Annotated in this window: 12 protein-coding genes; 7 read left to right on the forward strand and 5 right to left on the reverse strand. The window is 70.0% G+C overall.

The features are described from left to right. The first annotated feature begins 15 nt into the window (after positions 1-15). Together OHA68_RS01495 and OHA68_RS01500 are read left to right on the forward strand one after the other, a co-directional pair. Positions 16-1,290, forward strand: coding sequence for an ABC transporter substrate-binding protein (locus OHA68_RS01495; RefSeq protein WP_327105996.1), 1,275 nt, complete (start codon positions 16-18; stop codon positions 1,288-1,290). 11 nt (positions 1,291-1,301) lie between these two features. Further along, positions 1,302-2,801 carry a glycoside hydrolase family 76 protein gene (locus tag OHA68_RS01500; RefSeq protein WP_327105997.1) on the forward strand — a complete coding sequence of 500 codons (1,500 nt, stop codon included), beginning with the start codon at positions 1,302-1,304 and terminating at the stop codon, positions 2,799-2,801. Between the two features lie 63 nt (positions 2,802-2,864). On the opposite strand, the gene OHA68_RS01505 is transcribed toward OHA68_RS01500, so the two are convergent. Continuing rightward, positions 2,865-3,377 carry a hypothetical protein gene (locus tag OHA68_RS01505; RefSeq protein WP_327105998.1) on the reverse strand — a complete coding sequence of 171 codons (513 nt, stop codon included), beginning with the start codon at positions 3,375-3,377 and terminating at the stop codon, positions 2,865-2,867. 232 nt (positions 3,378-3,609) lie between these two features. On the opposite strand from OHA68_RS01505, the gene OHA68_RS01510 reads away from it, so the two are divergent. Genes OHA68_RS01510 through OHA68_RS01530 form a run of 5 tightly spaced genes read left to right on the forward strand, consistent with a single transcriptional unit; the run spans position 3,610 to position 10,057 of the window. Further along, complete coding sequence (locus OHA68_RS01510) at positions 3,610-4,293, forward strand: class I SAM-dependent methyltransferase (RefSeq protein ID WP_327105999.1); 684 nt, start codon at positions 3,610-3,612, stop codon at positions 4,291-4,293. Positions 4,294-4,295: 2 nt separating this feature from the next. After that, entirely contained in the window at positions 4,296-6,536 is a 2,241-nt protein-coding gene (locus OHA68_RS01515) for an alpha/beta fold hydrolase (protein WP_327106000.1), read from the forward strand. Continuing rightward, positions 6,529-7,533 carry an ATP-grasp domain-containing protein gene (locus OHA68_RS01520; RefSeq protein ID WP_327106001.1) on the forward strand — a complete coding sequence of 335 codons (1,005 nt, stop codon included), beginning with the start codon at positions 6,529-6,531 and terminating at the stop codon, positions 7,531-7,533. The genes OHA68_RS01515 and OHA68_RS01520 overlap by 8 nt, the downstream gene beginning before the upstream one ends. Before the next feature lie 26 nt (positions 7,534-7,559). Further along, complete coding sequence (locus tag OHA68_RS01525; protein WP_327106002.1) at positions 7,560-8,660, forward strand: AMP-binding protein; 1,101 nt, start codon at positions 7,560-7,562, stop codon at positions 8,658-8,660. Then, positions 8,657-10,057, forward strand: a complete 1,401-nt coding sequence (locus OHA68_RS01530) for an MFS transporter (RefSeq protein WP_327106003.1) — start codon at positions 8,657-8,659, stop codon at positions 10,055-10,057. Before OHA68_RS01525 ends, OHA68_RS01530 begins: the two co-directional genes overlap by 4 nt. 32 nt (positions 10,058-10,089) lie before the next feature. On the opposite strand, the gene OHA68_RS01535 is transcribed toward OHA68_RS01530, so the two are convergent. From OHA68_RS01535 to OHA68_RS01550, 4 genes are all read right to left on the reverse strand, one after another. Further along, positions 10,090-11,334 (reverse strand): cation:proton antiporter domain-containing protein, encoded by a 1,245-nt coding sequence (locus OHA68_RS01535; protein ID WP_327106004.1) that lies wholly within the window; start codon positions 11,332-11,334, stop codon positions 10,090-10,092. Positions 11,335-11,359: 25 nt separating this feature from the next. Further along, complete coding sequence (locus tag OHA68_RS01540) at positions 11,360-11,872, reverse strand: flavin reductase family protein (protein WP_327106005.1); 513 nt, start codon at positions 11,870-11,872, stop codon at positions 11,360-11,362. A gap of 1 nt (position 11,873) precedes the next feature. Continuing rightward, positions 11,874-13,424: a tryptophan halogenase family protein gene (locus OHA68_RS01545; RefSeq protein WP_327106006.1), complete on the reverse strand. Its 1,551-nt coding sequence runs from the start codon at positions 13,422-13,424 to the stop codon at positions 11,874-11,876. A gap of 128 nt (positions 13,425-13,552) precedes the next feature. After that, entirely contained in the window at positions 13,553-14,815 is a 1,263-nt protein-coding gene (locus OHA68_RS01550) for an MFS transporter (protein WP_327106007.1), read from the reverse strand. Between the last annotated feature and the right edge of the window lie 118 nt (positions 14,816-14,933).

The following is a 14,933-nucleotide window of genomic DNA, read 5'->3' on the forward strand; positions in this document are numbered from 1 at the left end:
AGGAATGAGCCGCCGATGCACGCGACCCTGACCAGGCGGCTGGCGATCGCCGCCCTCGCCGTCACGGTGATCACCACCGGGTGCGCCTCCTCCGGTTCCCCCTCCTCGTCCTCGGACGGGGTCGTACGGCTGAAGTTCTGGGGTGACTGGTCGGGAGAGGGCGAACAGCAGTTCAGGACGATGACCGCGGCCTTCAACAAGACCCACCCCAAGATCCAGGTCGAGTACGTCGTCCAAGAGGACATGCTCACCAAGTTCCTGACCGCCTCCACCTCCGGCCAGGCCCCCGACGTCATGTTCTGGGACCGCTGGCGCACCGCGAGCTACGCCCCCAAGAACGTGCTGTACCCGCTCGACGACCTGCTCAAGAAGGACGGCATCCCGCCGGACCGCTTCTACGGCGAGGCCGTGCGCGAGCTCACGCACGGCGGCAAGTTGTACGGCCTGCCGCTCACGGTCGACGCCCGCGCCCTGTTCTACAACAAGGCCCACCTCAAGAAGGCCGGCGTCGAGCCGCCGCGCACCTGGGCCGAGCTGGAGCAGGCCGCGGTGAAGCTGACCGAGCGCGCGGGCGGCAAGCTCGTCCGCGCCGGCCTGTCCATGGACGACACCGGCCTGTTCAGCATGTACCTGCGCCAGGCCGGCGGCCAGATGGTCACCGACGACTGCTCGCGCACCGCCTTCAACAGCCCGCAGGGTCTGCAGGCGCTCGAACTGTGGAACCGGATGGCCAAGGCGGGCGTCTACCAGAGCGGCTTCGAGAAGGGCCTCGGCGAGGGCACCGACGCGTTCGCCACCGGCAAGGTCTCCATGATCCTCACCGGGCCCTGGAACATCACCACGTACAAGAAGTACGGCAAGGACCTCGACTTCGGCATCGTGCCGCCGCCGAGCGGGCCGCAGGGCGACAAGGCCAGCGTCATGGGCGGCTTCGGCCTGGTGATCCCGAGCGCCGCCAAGCAGAAGGACGCGGCCTGGGAGTTCGTCAAGTGGTGGACGGCCGAGAAGGACAACGCCATGTTGTGGGCCAAGACCAGCCTGAACATCCCCGGCAACGTACAGGCCGCGCAGGATCCGTTCTTCTCCGGTGACCCGGCCTGGAAGCCGATCCTGGACACGCTGCAGTTCGCCAAGATCCGTCCCACCTGCGCCGGCTACCCGCCGATGGAGGAGGAAGCCGTCATCCCGAACCTCCAGCTCTTCCTGGAGGGCAAAGCCACCGCACAGCAGGTCCTCACCCAGGCGCAGCAGCAGGGCGACCGAGTGCTGAAGGACAACAATCTCAACTAGGGGGAGTTCAGATGAAATTACGCTTCGCGGCTGCCAGTGTTCTGTTATCGGCAGCCCTCGTCCAACCTGTCCAGCCGGCCCACGCCACCGTCCCCGCCGACGCCGACGCGGCCATGTCGGCCTTTATCGCGACCTTCTGGGACCCGGCGAAGAAGTACTTCTACGCCAACAGCGACCGGCGGATCCATCCCGAGCACGCGCACGGCCCCGAGGACGGCCTGTACACCGACTTCTGGTGGGAGGCTCAGCTGTGGGAGCTGGTGATGGACGCCTACGAGCGCACCGGCAGCGCCGCCCACCGCAAGATGATCGACGACGTCTACGCCGGGTTCGTCGCCTACTACCCGACGTTCGAGAACAACTTCAACGACGACCTGGGCTGGTGGGCGCTGGCCACCGCGCGGGCGTACGAGATCACCGACGACGCCAAGTACCTGAACCGGTCGCGGTCGCTGTTCGACCGCATCTGGGCCGAGCAGGACTCCACGTTCGGCGGCGGCATCTGGTGGCGCAGGAACGTGCGCGACCAGAAGAACGTCGCCACCAACGCCCCGGCCGTGCTCACCGCCACCAAGCTGTACGCCGCCACCGGCGACGCGAGCTACCTGACCCGGGCGCAGAGCCTGTTCGCCTGGATCAAGGCGAACCTCCAGGAGTCCGGGCACGTCTACGACCACCTGGAGGGCTCCGGCTCCGGGACCCTCGTCAAATGGGACTTCAGCTATAACTTCGGGACCTACATCAGCGCCGCCGCCGCGCTCCACAAGGCCACCGGCACCGCCTCCTACCTGGCCGACGCCCGGGGAGCGGCCGACTGGGCCACCACCTACCTGACCAACGGCGGCACGATGATGCACGAGGGCGTCGACGACGGCGGCGGCTTCAAGGCCCGGCTGGTCCGCGCGCTCAACACGCTCGTCACCGACCACGGCCAGCGCCAGTACCTGCCGTTCCTGCAGCGCAACGCCACCCAGGCGTGGCGGCACCGCCGCACGTCCGACAACCTCGTGGGCCCCGACTGGTCGGCGCCGGCGCCCAGCACGTACCTGCAGAGCCTGACCGCGGCCGCCGCCGTCAGCACGCTCCAGATCGTCCAGCCGGACGGCAACACGGGGCTCCAGCCGGAGGACGGCGTCTACGAGGCCGAGAACGCGCGGCCGGCCGGTATCGACAGCGAGAGCAGCCAGGCCGGCTTCAGCGGCCGCGGCTACCTCGCCGGCTGGAACACCTCAGGCCAGACGCTCACGTTCCATGTCAACGTGGCCTCCGCCGGGGCGCACGAGCTGCGTTTCCGCTACGCCGCCGGCGCGGGCGACGCCACCCGCCGCATCCTCGTGAACGGCACCCAGGTCGCCGCCGACCAGCCGTTCCCCTCCACCAGCGGCTGGGGCGCGTGGAACACGGCCGTGCTCAAGGGCGTCACCCTGGCGCGGGGGTACAACACGATCCGGCTTGAGATGGGCTCGAACTTCCTCAACCTCGACCGGCTCGACCTCTCCGGCCGCCGCTAGGCCGAGTCCCCCGGCCACCCGTCGTCGATCCAGCCGACGGGTGGCCGCAGGGCGCCCCTCTTCTTAGTGACCGGGGGCCGTCAGGCAGCCACCGTCGTTGATGTAGCCCCCCACCTCCACCTTCGACTCACGGTCGTCGTAGAAGCCGGTCAGGCATCCTCCCGGCAATTCGATCGCGAACACCACGGCGGAGCGAGCGCCTCCCGCCTCGATGACGACGTTCGTGCCCGGCGGGGCGACCGCCCGGACCGCCTTGCCGACGTGCGCCTCGCCGTGCAGGTCCCGTTCGCGCAGGTCGGCGAATCTGCCCCGCAGGGCCTCGGCCAACGGCTCAGCCTGCGCAGCCGTCTCCGGAGAGAGCGTGGTGCGCCGGCGGTATGCCTCGTTGTCCGCGTGCTTCTGCTCCCAGGAGGGCATCGTCACGCAAGGGCTGGGCATCGGCGACTCGGCGGCCTCCGGGCAAGGAAGTAAGGCCGATGGCGACGCCGACGGCCCGGCTCCCTGCATCCGCACCACACCGCAGCCATTCAGAACGGCCAACAGCAGCACGGCGACAAGGACACGCAAGTTCTTCATGCCCCAACAGTCGGGTACGCCGAACCGGCACACAAGTCACGTCGGCGGCAGCGAGGTGACCCCCCGTCGCCGGGCAGGCCCTCCGTCGCGCACCGCCGCCCCGGTCGCAGACCCGAAGCTGCCCGTCGCGTGATGCGAAGCGGCAGGATGGCGGCGGTTCGCGCGGAACGTGCGGATATCGCCTGCGGACGGTGACCACTATCAGTTCATGTGCGAACGGTAGGGAGATCACATGACCAGGACCACACCACACCCAGAGCTCTGGAACCCGGAGACCTACGACGCGTTACGCAGGCAGCTCATCCCCTCCTTCGACCTGCTGTACGCCGGCGCGGCCGAAGTGGTCGCCGCCGGGGTGGCACCCGATGCCGGCATCCTGGATCTCGGCGCCGGCACCGGGCTGCTCAGTGCCACCGTCCGGCGGCGCTTGCCGCGGGCGCGACTGACCCTCGTCGACCATTCCGACAAGATGCTCGACCAGGCCCGAGCCCGCTTCGCCGGGGACGGCCTCGTCACGCTGCGCGTCGCCGATCTGACCGAGCCGCTGGAGGGCGGCCCCTTCGAGGCCGTCGTGTCAGGCTTGGCGATTCACCACCTCGCACATGAGGAGAAGCAGCGCCTCTTCCGGCGGATCAGGAACGTGCTCCGGCCCGGAGGCGTCTTCGTCAACGTCGAGCAGATTCTCGCCCCCTTCCCGTTGCTGGAGTCGCTGTACGACGCTCAGCACGAACGTCATGTCGTCGCCTCCGAGACTCCGCCGGACGAGTGGGCCGCAGGGCGCGAACGCATGAAGCACGACATCTGCGCCGACCTGGAAACCCAGCTCCGCTGGCTGCGGCAGGCCGGATTCGATCAGGTCGACTGCCTGGTCAAGGACTGGCGCTTCGCCACGTACGCCGGCTGGGCCCGGGAGTGACCGTGCTCTACGACGCCTTTCAGTCAGCGGCGTCGGCGCGGCCGGACAGGTGCGCGGTCCGGACGGCCGACGGTGACGTCATCGACTACGCGAGCCTGCTCGCCCTCGTGGGCAGAATCGCGGCAGGCCTGCGGCGGGCGGGTGTACGAGAAGGGCACACCATCGCCACGTCGCTGGGCAACACTCCCGGCTACGTGGCGCTCATTCTGGCGACGGCCCGGATCGGCGCTTCCTACGTGCCGATGATCCGCGAGTTCGGCCAGGGCGACGTCAGCACCGCTCTCGCCCTCACCCGGGCCACTCTCCTGGTGGTGGACGGGAGCAGGCCCGAACTCCGCGCCGACATCCGCCACGTGGGCCTGGACGAGCTCTCGGCCGCCGATCCACTGCCGTACGGGGAGCCTCGCGCCCTTTCTCCGGGAGTGTTCCGATATCTGTGGACCTCGGGCTCGACGGGATTCCCCAAGCTCATGTCCTGGCGGCAGGACAAGCTCCTGGCCGAGCGGCGGCGCTGGATCTCGCACACCGGACCGCGCGATACCGACGTGTTCTTCTGCCGGCACACGCTGGACGTCGCCCACGCCACCGACCTGCACCTGTTCGCGGCCCTGCTCTCGGGCGCGGAGCTGGTGCTGGCCGATGTCGAGTCGAGCCCGGCCGAGCTCCTCACGCATCTCGCCGCCAGCGGAGCCACCGTGACGAGCGCCCTGCCTCGCCACTATGAGCAGTTCGTCCAGGCGGCCCGCGCCGGCGCATGCCCCGATCTGACGCGGCTGCGGCTGCCGTTCTGCGGTGGGACCTATCTCAGCCCGGCGGTCGTCCGCGACTGCGCCGACGTCCTCGGCCTGCGCCTCCGTCAGCTTTACGGCTCGACCGAATTCGGCCTGGCGGCCGTCGAGCTGGACGACCTCGTCCAGGACGAGGGGGTCATGCCCCTGGTGCCCGGAGTCGTCGCCCGGCTGGCGCCGCTGTCCACGGGCGTCGCCGACATCGGGGAGTTGGTGCTGCGTTCACCCTGGACGAGCGAGGGTTACCTGAACGATCCCGACGCCCACGCGCGCACTTTTCGCGACGGAGAGTACTGGACCGGCGACATCGCCCGCCGTGACGGCGATGGCCGCTACCGGATCCTCGGCCGGACGTCGGAGACGCTGCGCTCCTCGCACGGTCCCGTCTGCACCCCCGTGCTGGACGCGGACCTGGTCGCGCACTGCTCGCTGGCCGAGTCCGTCACTCTCGCCACCCGGCCGGGCGCGTACGACGACAACGTCCTGGTGGTCGCACGGCCCCGCGATGTGCCGGACGCGCAGGCCATCGCCGCCATCAGGAGCCGGCTGGACCATCACGGGCTCGTAGGCGACATCCACCTCGTGGACGCCGTTCCGTACACCGCCGTGGGGAAGCCCGACAAGGCGCTGCTGCGCACGCGACTGGCGCCGCCCGCGCGGCGGTCGCGGCGCGTGGCCGCCGCGACGATGGTGTTCGTGCCCGGCTGGGGGATGACCGCTCGCTACTTCGACCGGGCCGTGGCCGGCCTGAGCGCCGACCACGACGTCGTCACCATGGACCTACGCGGCCACGGGGCGGGTCCTCCGGCTCCTCCGGGCTGGACGATCGACGAGGAGGCCGGGGACCTGCACACTCTCATCGAGCGCCGTGACCTGCACGGGATCACGCTGGTCGGCTGGTCGCTGGGCGCCGGCGTCGCCTACACCTATCTCCACCGGTTCGGCGCGGCCCGGGTGTCGAGGCTGGTGTCGATCGAGATGTCGCCCTACCTGTTGTCGGAGGAAGGCTGGGAGCACGCCGCCTTCGGCGGCCTCGACCGCCCAGGCGCGCGCGAGGTGGGACACAGCGTGCTGACGGAGCGCGATTCCTTCCTGGAGAGCCTGGTCCTCAGCTGCTTCGCGGCCGGTGCGCGACCTGACCCGGACCTGCTGAACGGGCTCATCGCCGAGTCGAAGCGCTGCACGGCGGCCGCGCTACGAGCGCTCTGGACGGACGCCCTGAACCAGGACTGGCGGCCGCGGATCACCCAGATCACCGTGCCGACCTTGCTGATGCATGGGGCGAAGAGCCAGATCTTCCCCACCGACGTCGGCACGTCGATGGCGGCCGCGATGGCCGACGCCACGCTCGTCACCTTCGCCGACAGCGGTCATCTCCCCTTCATCGAGGAGACCGAGAAATTCGTTCGCGAACTCCGGAAATTCAGCGCGGGAAGGCAGGGCGAACATGGATGACGTCAGCACCGGCCGGGCGCGCCGACTGTGCTGGATCTATCCCGATCGGGGTACGGCCACGCAGCGGCGTCTCGAGCACGACAACGTCTGGGGGCACTATGAAGAGGTGGCGAAGAGCCTAGGGCTGGAGATGTCCCTGCACCAGCCGGAGGAGGTCGCGGTCGACGCCTCCAGGATCGGCGACGTGCGGGTCTTCCTCAACGGGGAACGGGTGACCCCGGAGGACACGATCTTCGTCACCCACTTCTACATCCTTCCGCACCAGACCCAGGACGCCTGCGGCCAGGTGACGTTGTACAGCGTCCTCGAACAGGCGGGCTTCTACCTGCCGATCCCGCCGAGGATCGCGTACATCGGGCGCGACAAGCTCGCCACGATGCTGTTCCTGAGCGGCAGCCCGGTGGCCCCGCTGCCGACGGTCAGGGTGGGCACCGGACGCTCGGGGGCGACCTGCCACTACGACGCGGCGCTGCGCGGCCTCACGTATCCGCTGATCGTCAAGCCCGCCTACTGGGGCATGGGGCTGGGCGTGAGCGTCGTGCACAACATCCACGACCTGCGCGGCGTCATCGGCTTGGCAGGCGGCTCCGACACCGCCCTGGTGGTGCAGCCGTACTTCGAGAATGTCGGGGAGTGCCGGATCTTCGTCGTCGACGGGAAGCCGCACACCGTGCTCCGGGGCTCGAAGGACGGATACTGCCTCATGGCCACCAAGGCCAGCGGTGCGCGGCACGAGAGGGCGTATTCGCGGTCGCTGCCGGAGCTGGAGGAGACCGTTGCCTACGTGGCCGACAGGCTCCGGCTGCCGTACTTCACGCTCGACTTCATCGTCGACGGCGACCGGTTCTGGCTGTCGGAGATCGAGCCTGACGGCGCGGTGGGATTCAGCCAGAACCCCGAGCAGGCGGCGATCGCACGCGGCATCGTCGAAGCCAGGTTCCGGGCCTACTTACGGGAGCACGCCGCCTGGATCGAGAAGGCGGTGCGGCTCCCGTGATAGGCCGGATCGCGACAGCCGAGTCGATGAGCCGCGTCAGCGGCACCGGAGCGCTTCCGGCCGACCGCGACGTGACCGGGCCGGCCGACGTGCTGGACATGACCTGGGCGATGGCGAGTGAGCACGGCGCGATGCTCATGTCGAGCGGCGGCACGACCGGCGAGCCCAAACTCACGTTCGTCCCCTACCACCAGGCCATCGACCGGCTGCTGGAGGAGTGGCGGCCCCTGGCCCGGGGGGATGTCCTGCTGAACCTCTTCAACGCGGGGCGCCTGTGGGCCTCGCACTACTACATGCACCGGCTCGCCGAGCGCAGCCACTGCACCGTCGTCCCGCACGGGCCCATCGCCCCGCAGGAAGCGGGGCCGTGGCTGCGCACCTTCGCGCGGGTCGGCGTCAACGCGGTCGCCGGTACGCCGACGGGCCTGGCGGATTTCGCCCGCGGCGTGCTCGACACGGCGACGAGTCTGCCGATCACCACCGTCATCTGGATGGCGGAGCCATGGAACCCGAGCGACGTGGATCTCGTTCGTGAGGCGTTCCCGCAGGCCCGGTTCTGGGGCAACTACGGCTCGGTGGAGACCTACGTGATCGCGACGAACACCCCTGACTGTGACCTGGCCACCCTGCATCTGATGCCGGATCAGCTCGTCGAGCCGGACGATGGGGGCGCGCTGCTGACCCGGACCGGGTCCGGCTGGACGGCCCCGGTGATGCGCTACCGGCTGGGTGATCGCCTCGCCCCCGCCGAGTGCCGCTGCGGTCGTCCGGACGGGTTGCGGGTGCTCGGGCGGGCCGATGACGCGGTCAAGTTCCACGGGGCGACCTTCGGCATCGGGGAGGTCCTGGACGTCGTCCGCCAGGTGCGAGGAGTACGGGAGGCCCAACTGGAGCTGGCCGGCACGAGCGATGCCCGGGTGGCGGTGAGCGCCGTCACCGTGAAGTACGTCGGAACGGCGAGCGGCACGCTCCTGGAAGCGGCCCTGATGAGACAGTTCCCACGCTTCAGGACCGTGGTGCGACAGCACCCTCAGGCGATCGCGATAGAGCGGGTGCCGCGGCTCCATCGTGTGGACAGAACCAACAAGGTGCCTGCGGCCGTCTGGGTGAGAGCCACGGCCGGATGAGCCCGCGAGCCGTCAGCGCCGGGAAAGGCCCGCTGAGCCACCTGAAAGGCGACCCACGGGCGATTCTCTCGCTGCTCGTGGGCGGCTACTTCATGGCGCAGCTGGACCTGACGGTCCTCGTGGTCGCGCTCCCCAGCATCGTCGAAGACCTGGACGCCACGGTGACGGAAGGGCTGTGGGCGGTGAACGCCTATGTGCTGACGGTAACCGTCAGCCTCATCACCACCGGCCGTCTGGGTGACGTGCTGGGCCAGAAACGCGTGTTCGTCTGCGGGCTCGCGGTGTTCACCTTCTTCAGTCTGATGTGCGGCCTCGCGCACAGCCCTTGGCAGCTCATCGGGGCGCGCGCGTTCCAGGGGCTGGGCGCGGCGCTCCTTCTGCCGCAGGTCCTGGCGCTGATCACGGCGGTCTTTCCCGCTGAGCGACGCGGTACCGCCTTGGGCATCAGGGGATCCGCCGGAGCGGGCGCCGCGGTCGCGGGGCCGGTGATAGGGGGGCTGCTGGTCCACGCGTACGACTGGCGGGCGGTCTTCTTCATCAACGTCCCCATCGGCCTGTCCCTCCTGCTCCTCGCCCTGGCGCTCATCCCCGATCTCCGCTCCGGGAAGGTCCGCAGGCTGGATCCGATGGGCGTCGTGCTCCTGTCGCCCGCCCTGTTCTGCGCGGTGCTGGCCGTGACGCGGGGCAGCGCCCATGGCTGGGACGGCTGGAGCCTGGCGATCTCCTGCGGTGCGATCGTCCTCATGGGCGGCTTCGTGTATCAGCAGAGCGGAAAGCAGCACGCCGAGCCGCTGATACCGTTCGTGCTCCTCCGTGATCGCGGTTACTCGCTCATGACGCTGGCAGGCGCGTCCGTCTCCATGAGCGTCCTGAGCTTCACGCTCATCCTGTCCTTCGTCCTCCAGGACGGGCTCAAGCTGACTCCGCTCGAAACCGGCGCCCTCATCGCGCCCGCCTCGCTCACCTCGATGCTCCTGGCTCCCTTCGTCGGCCGGCTGTCGGACCGCATCGACCCCAGGAGGCTGCTCGTGGCCGGGCTCACCCTGTCGGCCGTCGGAATGGCGTCGCTGACGCCGTCCCTGCACGACGGGGTGGTGTGGGGCGGCATCGTCGCGTCGATGGTGGTGGTCGGCGCGGGCAATTCGATGCTCTTCACCCCGCTGACCGGCATCGCGCTGCGCCGGGTCACGCCGGACGTGGCCGGCGCCGCTTCGGGGCTGCTCGGCACCGTGCTCCAGTGCGGCTCGCTGGCGGGCAGCGCCGCGGCAGGTCTCCTCCTGAACGGCTGGGCGGCGACCGAACACTCGGCGGAAGCCGTGCTCACGTTGCTCCTGCTCCCCCTGCTGGCGCTTCTCGTCGCCGCCTTGGCTTCGGCCGGGGTCCGCATCCGCGGCTGATCACCCGCGCGGTCGGCGGGACAGCGAAATCCTTACCGGCCGGCCCGGGACGGCGTCATCGATCGGGCCTGGAGCAGCCGCATGGCGGGCGCGGTGGCCGCCGTGGTGATCAGCGCCACCAGCGTGAGCACGGTCAGGCCCAGCTCGTTGATCAGGTGATACTGGTAGCCGATCGCGGCGACGACCAGCTCGGTGACGCCCCGGCAGTTCATCAGCACGCCCATCCGCAGCGCGTCCTGGCGGGGCAGGCCACCGAGGCGGGCCCCGCCGTACCCACCGAGCAGCTTGGTGGCGACGGCGATCGTCAGGACCGCGCCGAACAGCAGCCAGTGCGCCGCCGACCCGCTGATCAACCCGACGGATGTACGCAGACCCACACCCGCGAAGAACAGCGGGAGCAGCACCATCAGCGTGAACCCCTGCAACTGGTGCCCGATCCGCTCGATCACCGCCGATTCCCTGGGCACGACGGTGCCGAACAGGAACGCGCCGATCAGCGGATGCAGCCCGGCCAGCTGGCCGGCGGCGGCGAAGACGAGGGCCCCGGTGACCAGCACTGGGAGCACGAACCTGTCCTCGGTCCCGGCCCGGCGCACGAGCGCGGCGAGGACCGGGCGCACGACGAGCACGGCCACGGCCGGCAACAGCGCGGCCAGTCCGAGGGTGAGCAGCGCGTGCCCGGCACCGGTGACGGCGAGCACCGCGAACAGCGCCGTGAGCGCCCCCCACATGATCACGTCGCCCACGGCCGCGCAGGCCAGCGCGAGGACGCCGACGCCCTCGCGCAGGCCGAGGTCCAGCAGGATGCGGGCGAGGACCGGCAGCGCGGTGATCGACAGGGCCAGCCCGAAGAACAGCGGTGCGGCGATCCCGTCCCCTGCCGGGCCGCGCATCATGTCGCCGCTCAGCAGGGCGATGCCCGTACCTGCCGCGAACGGCAGTCCCATGCTCAACGTCACCACGGAGGCGATCGCCCGCTGTCTCGCCCGTACCGTGCTCAGCCTCAGCTCGCAGCCCAGCAGGAACATGAACGTCACCAGCCCGAGCTGGGCCGCCAGATCCAGCGTCGTCAGCACGTGCTCGGGCAGGATCCACGCCTGTCCCGCGGGCCAGACGGCGCCGAGCACCGACGGGCCCAGCAGCAGTCCGCCGAGGATCTCCCCGATGATGGGCGGCTGCCGCAACCGGCTCAGCAGCGCGCCCGCCAGGTTGCTGAGCAGCACGATGACGGCCACGGCCAGCAGGAAGCGGGCGATCGGGTCGGGTGCGAAGGTCATGACGTCCGGCCTCTCCGACGGCGCGTCACAGAGCCGTCTCCCCCGGCCAGGGTGCGAAGCCGCGCAGCCCGTACAGCAGCGGCACGTCCCGCTCCTGGTCGATGCCCAGGACGGCGCCGATCACGATCACGTGATCGCCCATGTCGACCGTCTCCCGGACGGCGCACTCGGCCATGGCGAAGGAGTCGGCGGGCAGCCACGGCACGCCGAGCAGCCGCGACGGCCGCCACACCGCCCGGTCGAACCGGTCCGGCGCGGCCGAGGCGAACACCTCAGCGGTGCGCCGGCTGCCGGCGCGCAGCAGGTTGACCGCGAACGCGCCGCTGCCCAGCACGGCGCCCAGTGTCCCGCTGCGCACGTCCAGGCAGGCCAGCAGGATCGGCGGGGAAACGGTCACGCTGGTCAGCGAGGTACAGGTCATGCCGTGCGGCCGGTCGGCCGCGTCCACCGCGGTGATCACCGCCACTCCGGTCGGGAACGCGCTCATCAGCGCGCGGTACTCCGCCCCGGTCACCGGCCGGGTGCCGGCGATCCCCACGTCACCGTTCCTTCTCGTTGAGGGAGACGAGGTACTCCCTGACCGTGGGCAGCCCGTCGACGAGCCGCCGGGCGTCGCGCCGCACCGCCGCCAGCTCGGCGCGGGCCCTGGCCGGGTCCAGGTGCGCCAGCGCGGGTCTGGGCCGCTCAGGCTGCCAGCCGAGCCCCAGCAGCATCGTGATCCACGAGTAGGTCTCGAACCCGTGGTAGTGCGGGTAGATGTCGTGATCATCGAGCAGCACCGACGAGGCCAGCCGCAACCGCTCGGCCAGCCCCTCGGGCAGCTCGCGGGCCTTGGCCTCCTTCCAGTACGGCGTGTCGTTGCGTGCCGCCGCCCGGTAGTGCAGGACCAGGAACTCCTTGACCCCGTCCACGACGTGCGCGACGCGGCGGTTGTAGGCGTCGGCGAGCACCGGGTCCCATCGTTCGTCAGGGAAGTGCTTGACGAGTTGCTCGATCGCCTGCTGGATGAAGAAGATCCCGGTGGACTCCAGCGGCTCGACGAAGGCGCTGGACAGGCCGATGGCCACGCAGTTGTTCACCCAGGAGCGGTGGTTGCGGCCGATCCGCATCCGGATGTGGTTGGCCTCCAGGTCGTCCTTGCCGGGCGCCACGTGCTGTCTCAGCGTCCGCTCGGCCTCCTCCGGCGTGCAGTACGCGTCGGAGTAGACGTAGCCGTTGCCGTTGCGGCCGTACAGGGGGATGGTCCAGATCCAGCCCGCCGCCATCGCGTGCGCGGTCGTGTACGGGTCCATCTCCTCCCGTCCGGGATCGCGAGGCACGCGCAGCGCGACGGCCCGGTTGTTGGGCAGCACATCCTCGAAGGAGTCGAACCGCTCCCCCAGCGTCTTGTTGATCAGTAACCCGCGGAACCCCGTGCAGTCCACGAACAGGTCGCCGGCCACCTTGCCCTGTCCCTGTGTGGTGACGTGGCTGATCCAGCCGCGCTCGTCCTGGCCGACCGCGACCACGTCGTCCACGACGTGCTTGACGCCGCGGGCCACGCCGTAGTCCGTCAGGAAGGAGGCCAGCAGGGCGGCGTCGAAGTGATAGGCGTACGGGAACTGCGCCCGCTGCTCATCCAGGGTGGAGCGGCCGAGCGAGCCGTCAAGGGAGGCCGCGAACAGCGAGCCGTCCAGGGTCCTGGGTGAGCGGCGCGCCTCGCACAGGTAGGGGGTGACGAAGCAGTCGAGGTCGAACGTCCGGCTGTGGTCGCCTTCCTTGAGCCACCACTCGGCCAGGTTGAACCCGTCGGCCACCCGCATGCGCTCGAACGGGTGGTAGAAGTGGTGACCGGGCGCCCGCCAATCCTGGAACCTGATGCCCAGCTTGTACGAGCCCGAGCACGCCGGCATCCAGTCCCGCTCGTCGAGCCCGAGATAGTCGAAGAAGTGGCGTACGGTGCTGAAGGTGGCCTCGCCCACGCCGATCGTGGCCACGCGCGCCGATTCCACGAGCGTCACGTCCACCCGCTCGCCGAAGGCGGCCTTGAGATAGGTGGCGGTCATCCATCCGGCGGTTCCGCCGCCGACGATCACCACTGACTTGATCATTCGATGCTCCCTGCCTGGTCGATTCACGGGGTGAGGTGGGCGAAGGCGCCTGCGGCGGGCTCCCGCCCGGGAGGACGGCACGCGGCACCCGCCGGCGGCGAAACGCGATCCCGCAGGAGGTGGCTCTCTCAGGTGCCCACGGGGGTCGCTCGGGCGTCGCCGGGGGACGTTCCAGCACCACCACCTGGCGTTCCGCGCAGGCCGACATATGCGAGCACCGCGGCGACGAGGTAGCAGCCGGCCTGAAGATCCAGCAGGACGACGGTGTCGACGAGGCCGCCGGCCAGCCCGGCCACCAGCATGCCGAGAGCCTGGAAGCCGCCGAACACCGTGAGGAAGGCCGCCATGACGCGGCCCAGATATAGGTGGGGGACGAACTGCTGGAGAAGCGCGAAGACTCCGGTGGAGTTGGCGATCCCGGGGATTCCCGCAAGGACGAACAGGAACCCGTACACCGCTATGGCGTGGGTGAGGGAGGAGCTGTTCCAGATGGCCAGCGAGAGCAGGCCGATCGCCAGGGCTCCCCCGGCGATGAGGCTACGGTGACTGACCCGCGCACCGAGCCAGGCGACGACGAAACCACCGATGATGCCCCCGATGGCCTGCACACCGCGCAGCACTCCCACGTCCGTGCTGTCACCGTGCAGGACGTCCGAGACGAAGACGACGAACAGCACCAGGAACATCCCCTGGGCGATCGAACCGGCCGCCACACTCAGCAGGAGGTTGCGGACGTCACGCCGGCCGATCATGAACACCATGCCTTCGTACCAGGCCCGGAACAGTGTCGGCCGCTCGGCTCCGGAGGCGTGCCCGGCTCCCCGCGCGGGGAGCCGGGCGATGGCGATGATCAGGGCCGCGAGCAGATAGGTGACCGTGTCACCGATCACCACCGTCGTGAGACCGCCGGAGGCGACGGCCAGGCCGCCCAGGGAGCTGCCGACCAGTCGGGCGACGTTGGCGCCGAGCCCCATGAGACCGTTGGCCGCCACGAGCTCGCCGTCGGGGACCAGGGCCGGCAGCGCGGCGCTTCTGGCCGGTTCGAAGAGCTGGGCCAGCAGCGCCTGCACCGGTGCGATCAGGTACACGATCCACAGCTGGTCGCTGTGCTGCACGGCCAGCAGCGGCAGCAGGAGCAGGCCCTGCGCCACCGCGACCGTGACCATCGTGACCCGCCGGTCCCACCGGTCCACCAGCACCCCGGCCAGCGAGCCGAAGGCGACGGCCGGGACCAGCTCCAGGATGAACACCGTCGCCATGGTGAGCGTGGAGGACGTGAGCATGTAGACGTAGACCGGCAGCGCGATCAGCAGCAGCCAGTCGCCGATCTCCGAGATGAGTCCCCCCAGCCAGATGAGGGTGAAGTCGCGTCGGCGAAGCACGGCTAACACGGGTCACGCTCCTCAGCGAGGCCGGGCGGATGGCCATCAGACTGCTGGGCTCCGCCGGACCTGGGCAAGGGAGAGCACTGATACTGCCACCGGAACTGCCGTCGGCAGATACCGGCGC

The organism is Nonomuraea glycinis, assembly GCF_035920485.1.
Classification (GTDB): Bacteria; Actinomycetota; Actinomycetes; order Streptosporangiales; family Streptosporangiaceae; genus Nonomuraea; species Nonomuraea glycinis.

What these genes read in the sequence shown, in the direction of transcription:
- OHA68_RS01500 (WP_327105997.1), top strand. Translation starts at nt 1,302, where the DNA reads ATGAAATTACGCTTCGCGGCTGCCAGTGTTCTGTTATCGGCAGCCCTC.
- OHA68_RS01520 (WP_327106001.1), top strand. Translation starts at nt 6,529, where the DNA reads ATGGATGACGTCAGCACCGGCCGGGCGCGCCGACTGTGCTGGATCTAT.
- OHA68_RS01505 (WP_327105998.1), bottom strand. Translation starts at nt 3,377, where the DNA reads ATGAAGAACTTGCGTGTCCTTGTCGCCGTGCTGCTGTTGGCCGTTCTG.
- OHA68_RS01545 (WP_327106006.1), bottom strand. Translation starts at nt 13,424, where the DNA reads ATGATCAAGTCAGTGGTGATCGTCGGCGGCGGAACCGCCGGATGGATG.
- OHA68_RS01535 (WP_327106004.1), bottom strand. Translation starts at nt 11,334, where the DNA reads ATGACCTTCGCACCCGACCCGATCGCCCGCTTCCTGCTGGCCGTGGCC.
- OHA68_RS01510 (WP_327105999.1), top strand. Translation starts at nt 3,610, where the DNA reads ATGACCAGGACCACACCACACCCAGAGCTCTGGAACCCGGAGACCTAC.
- OHA68_RS01495 (WP_327105996.1), top strand. Translation starts at nt 16, where the DNA reads ATGCACGCGACCCTGACCAGGCGGCTGGCGATCGCCGCCCTCGCCGTC.
- OHA68_RS01525 (WP_327106002.1), top strand. Translation starts at nt 7,560, where the DNA reads ATGAGCCGCGTCAGCGGCACCGGAGCGCTTCCGGCCGACCGCGACGTG.
- OHA68_RS01530 (WP_327106003.1), top strand. Translation starts at nt 8,657, where the DNA reads ATGAGCCCGCGAGCCGTCAGCGCCGGGAAAGGCCCGCTGAGCCACCTG.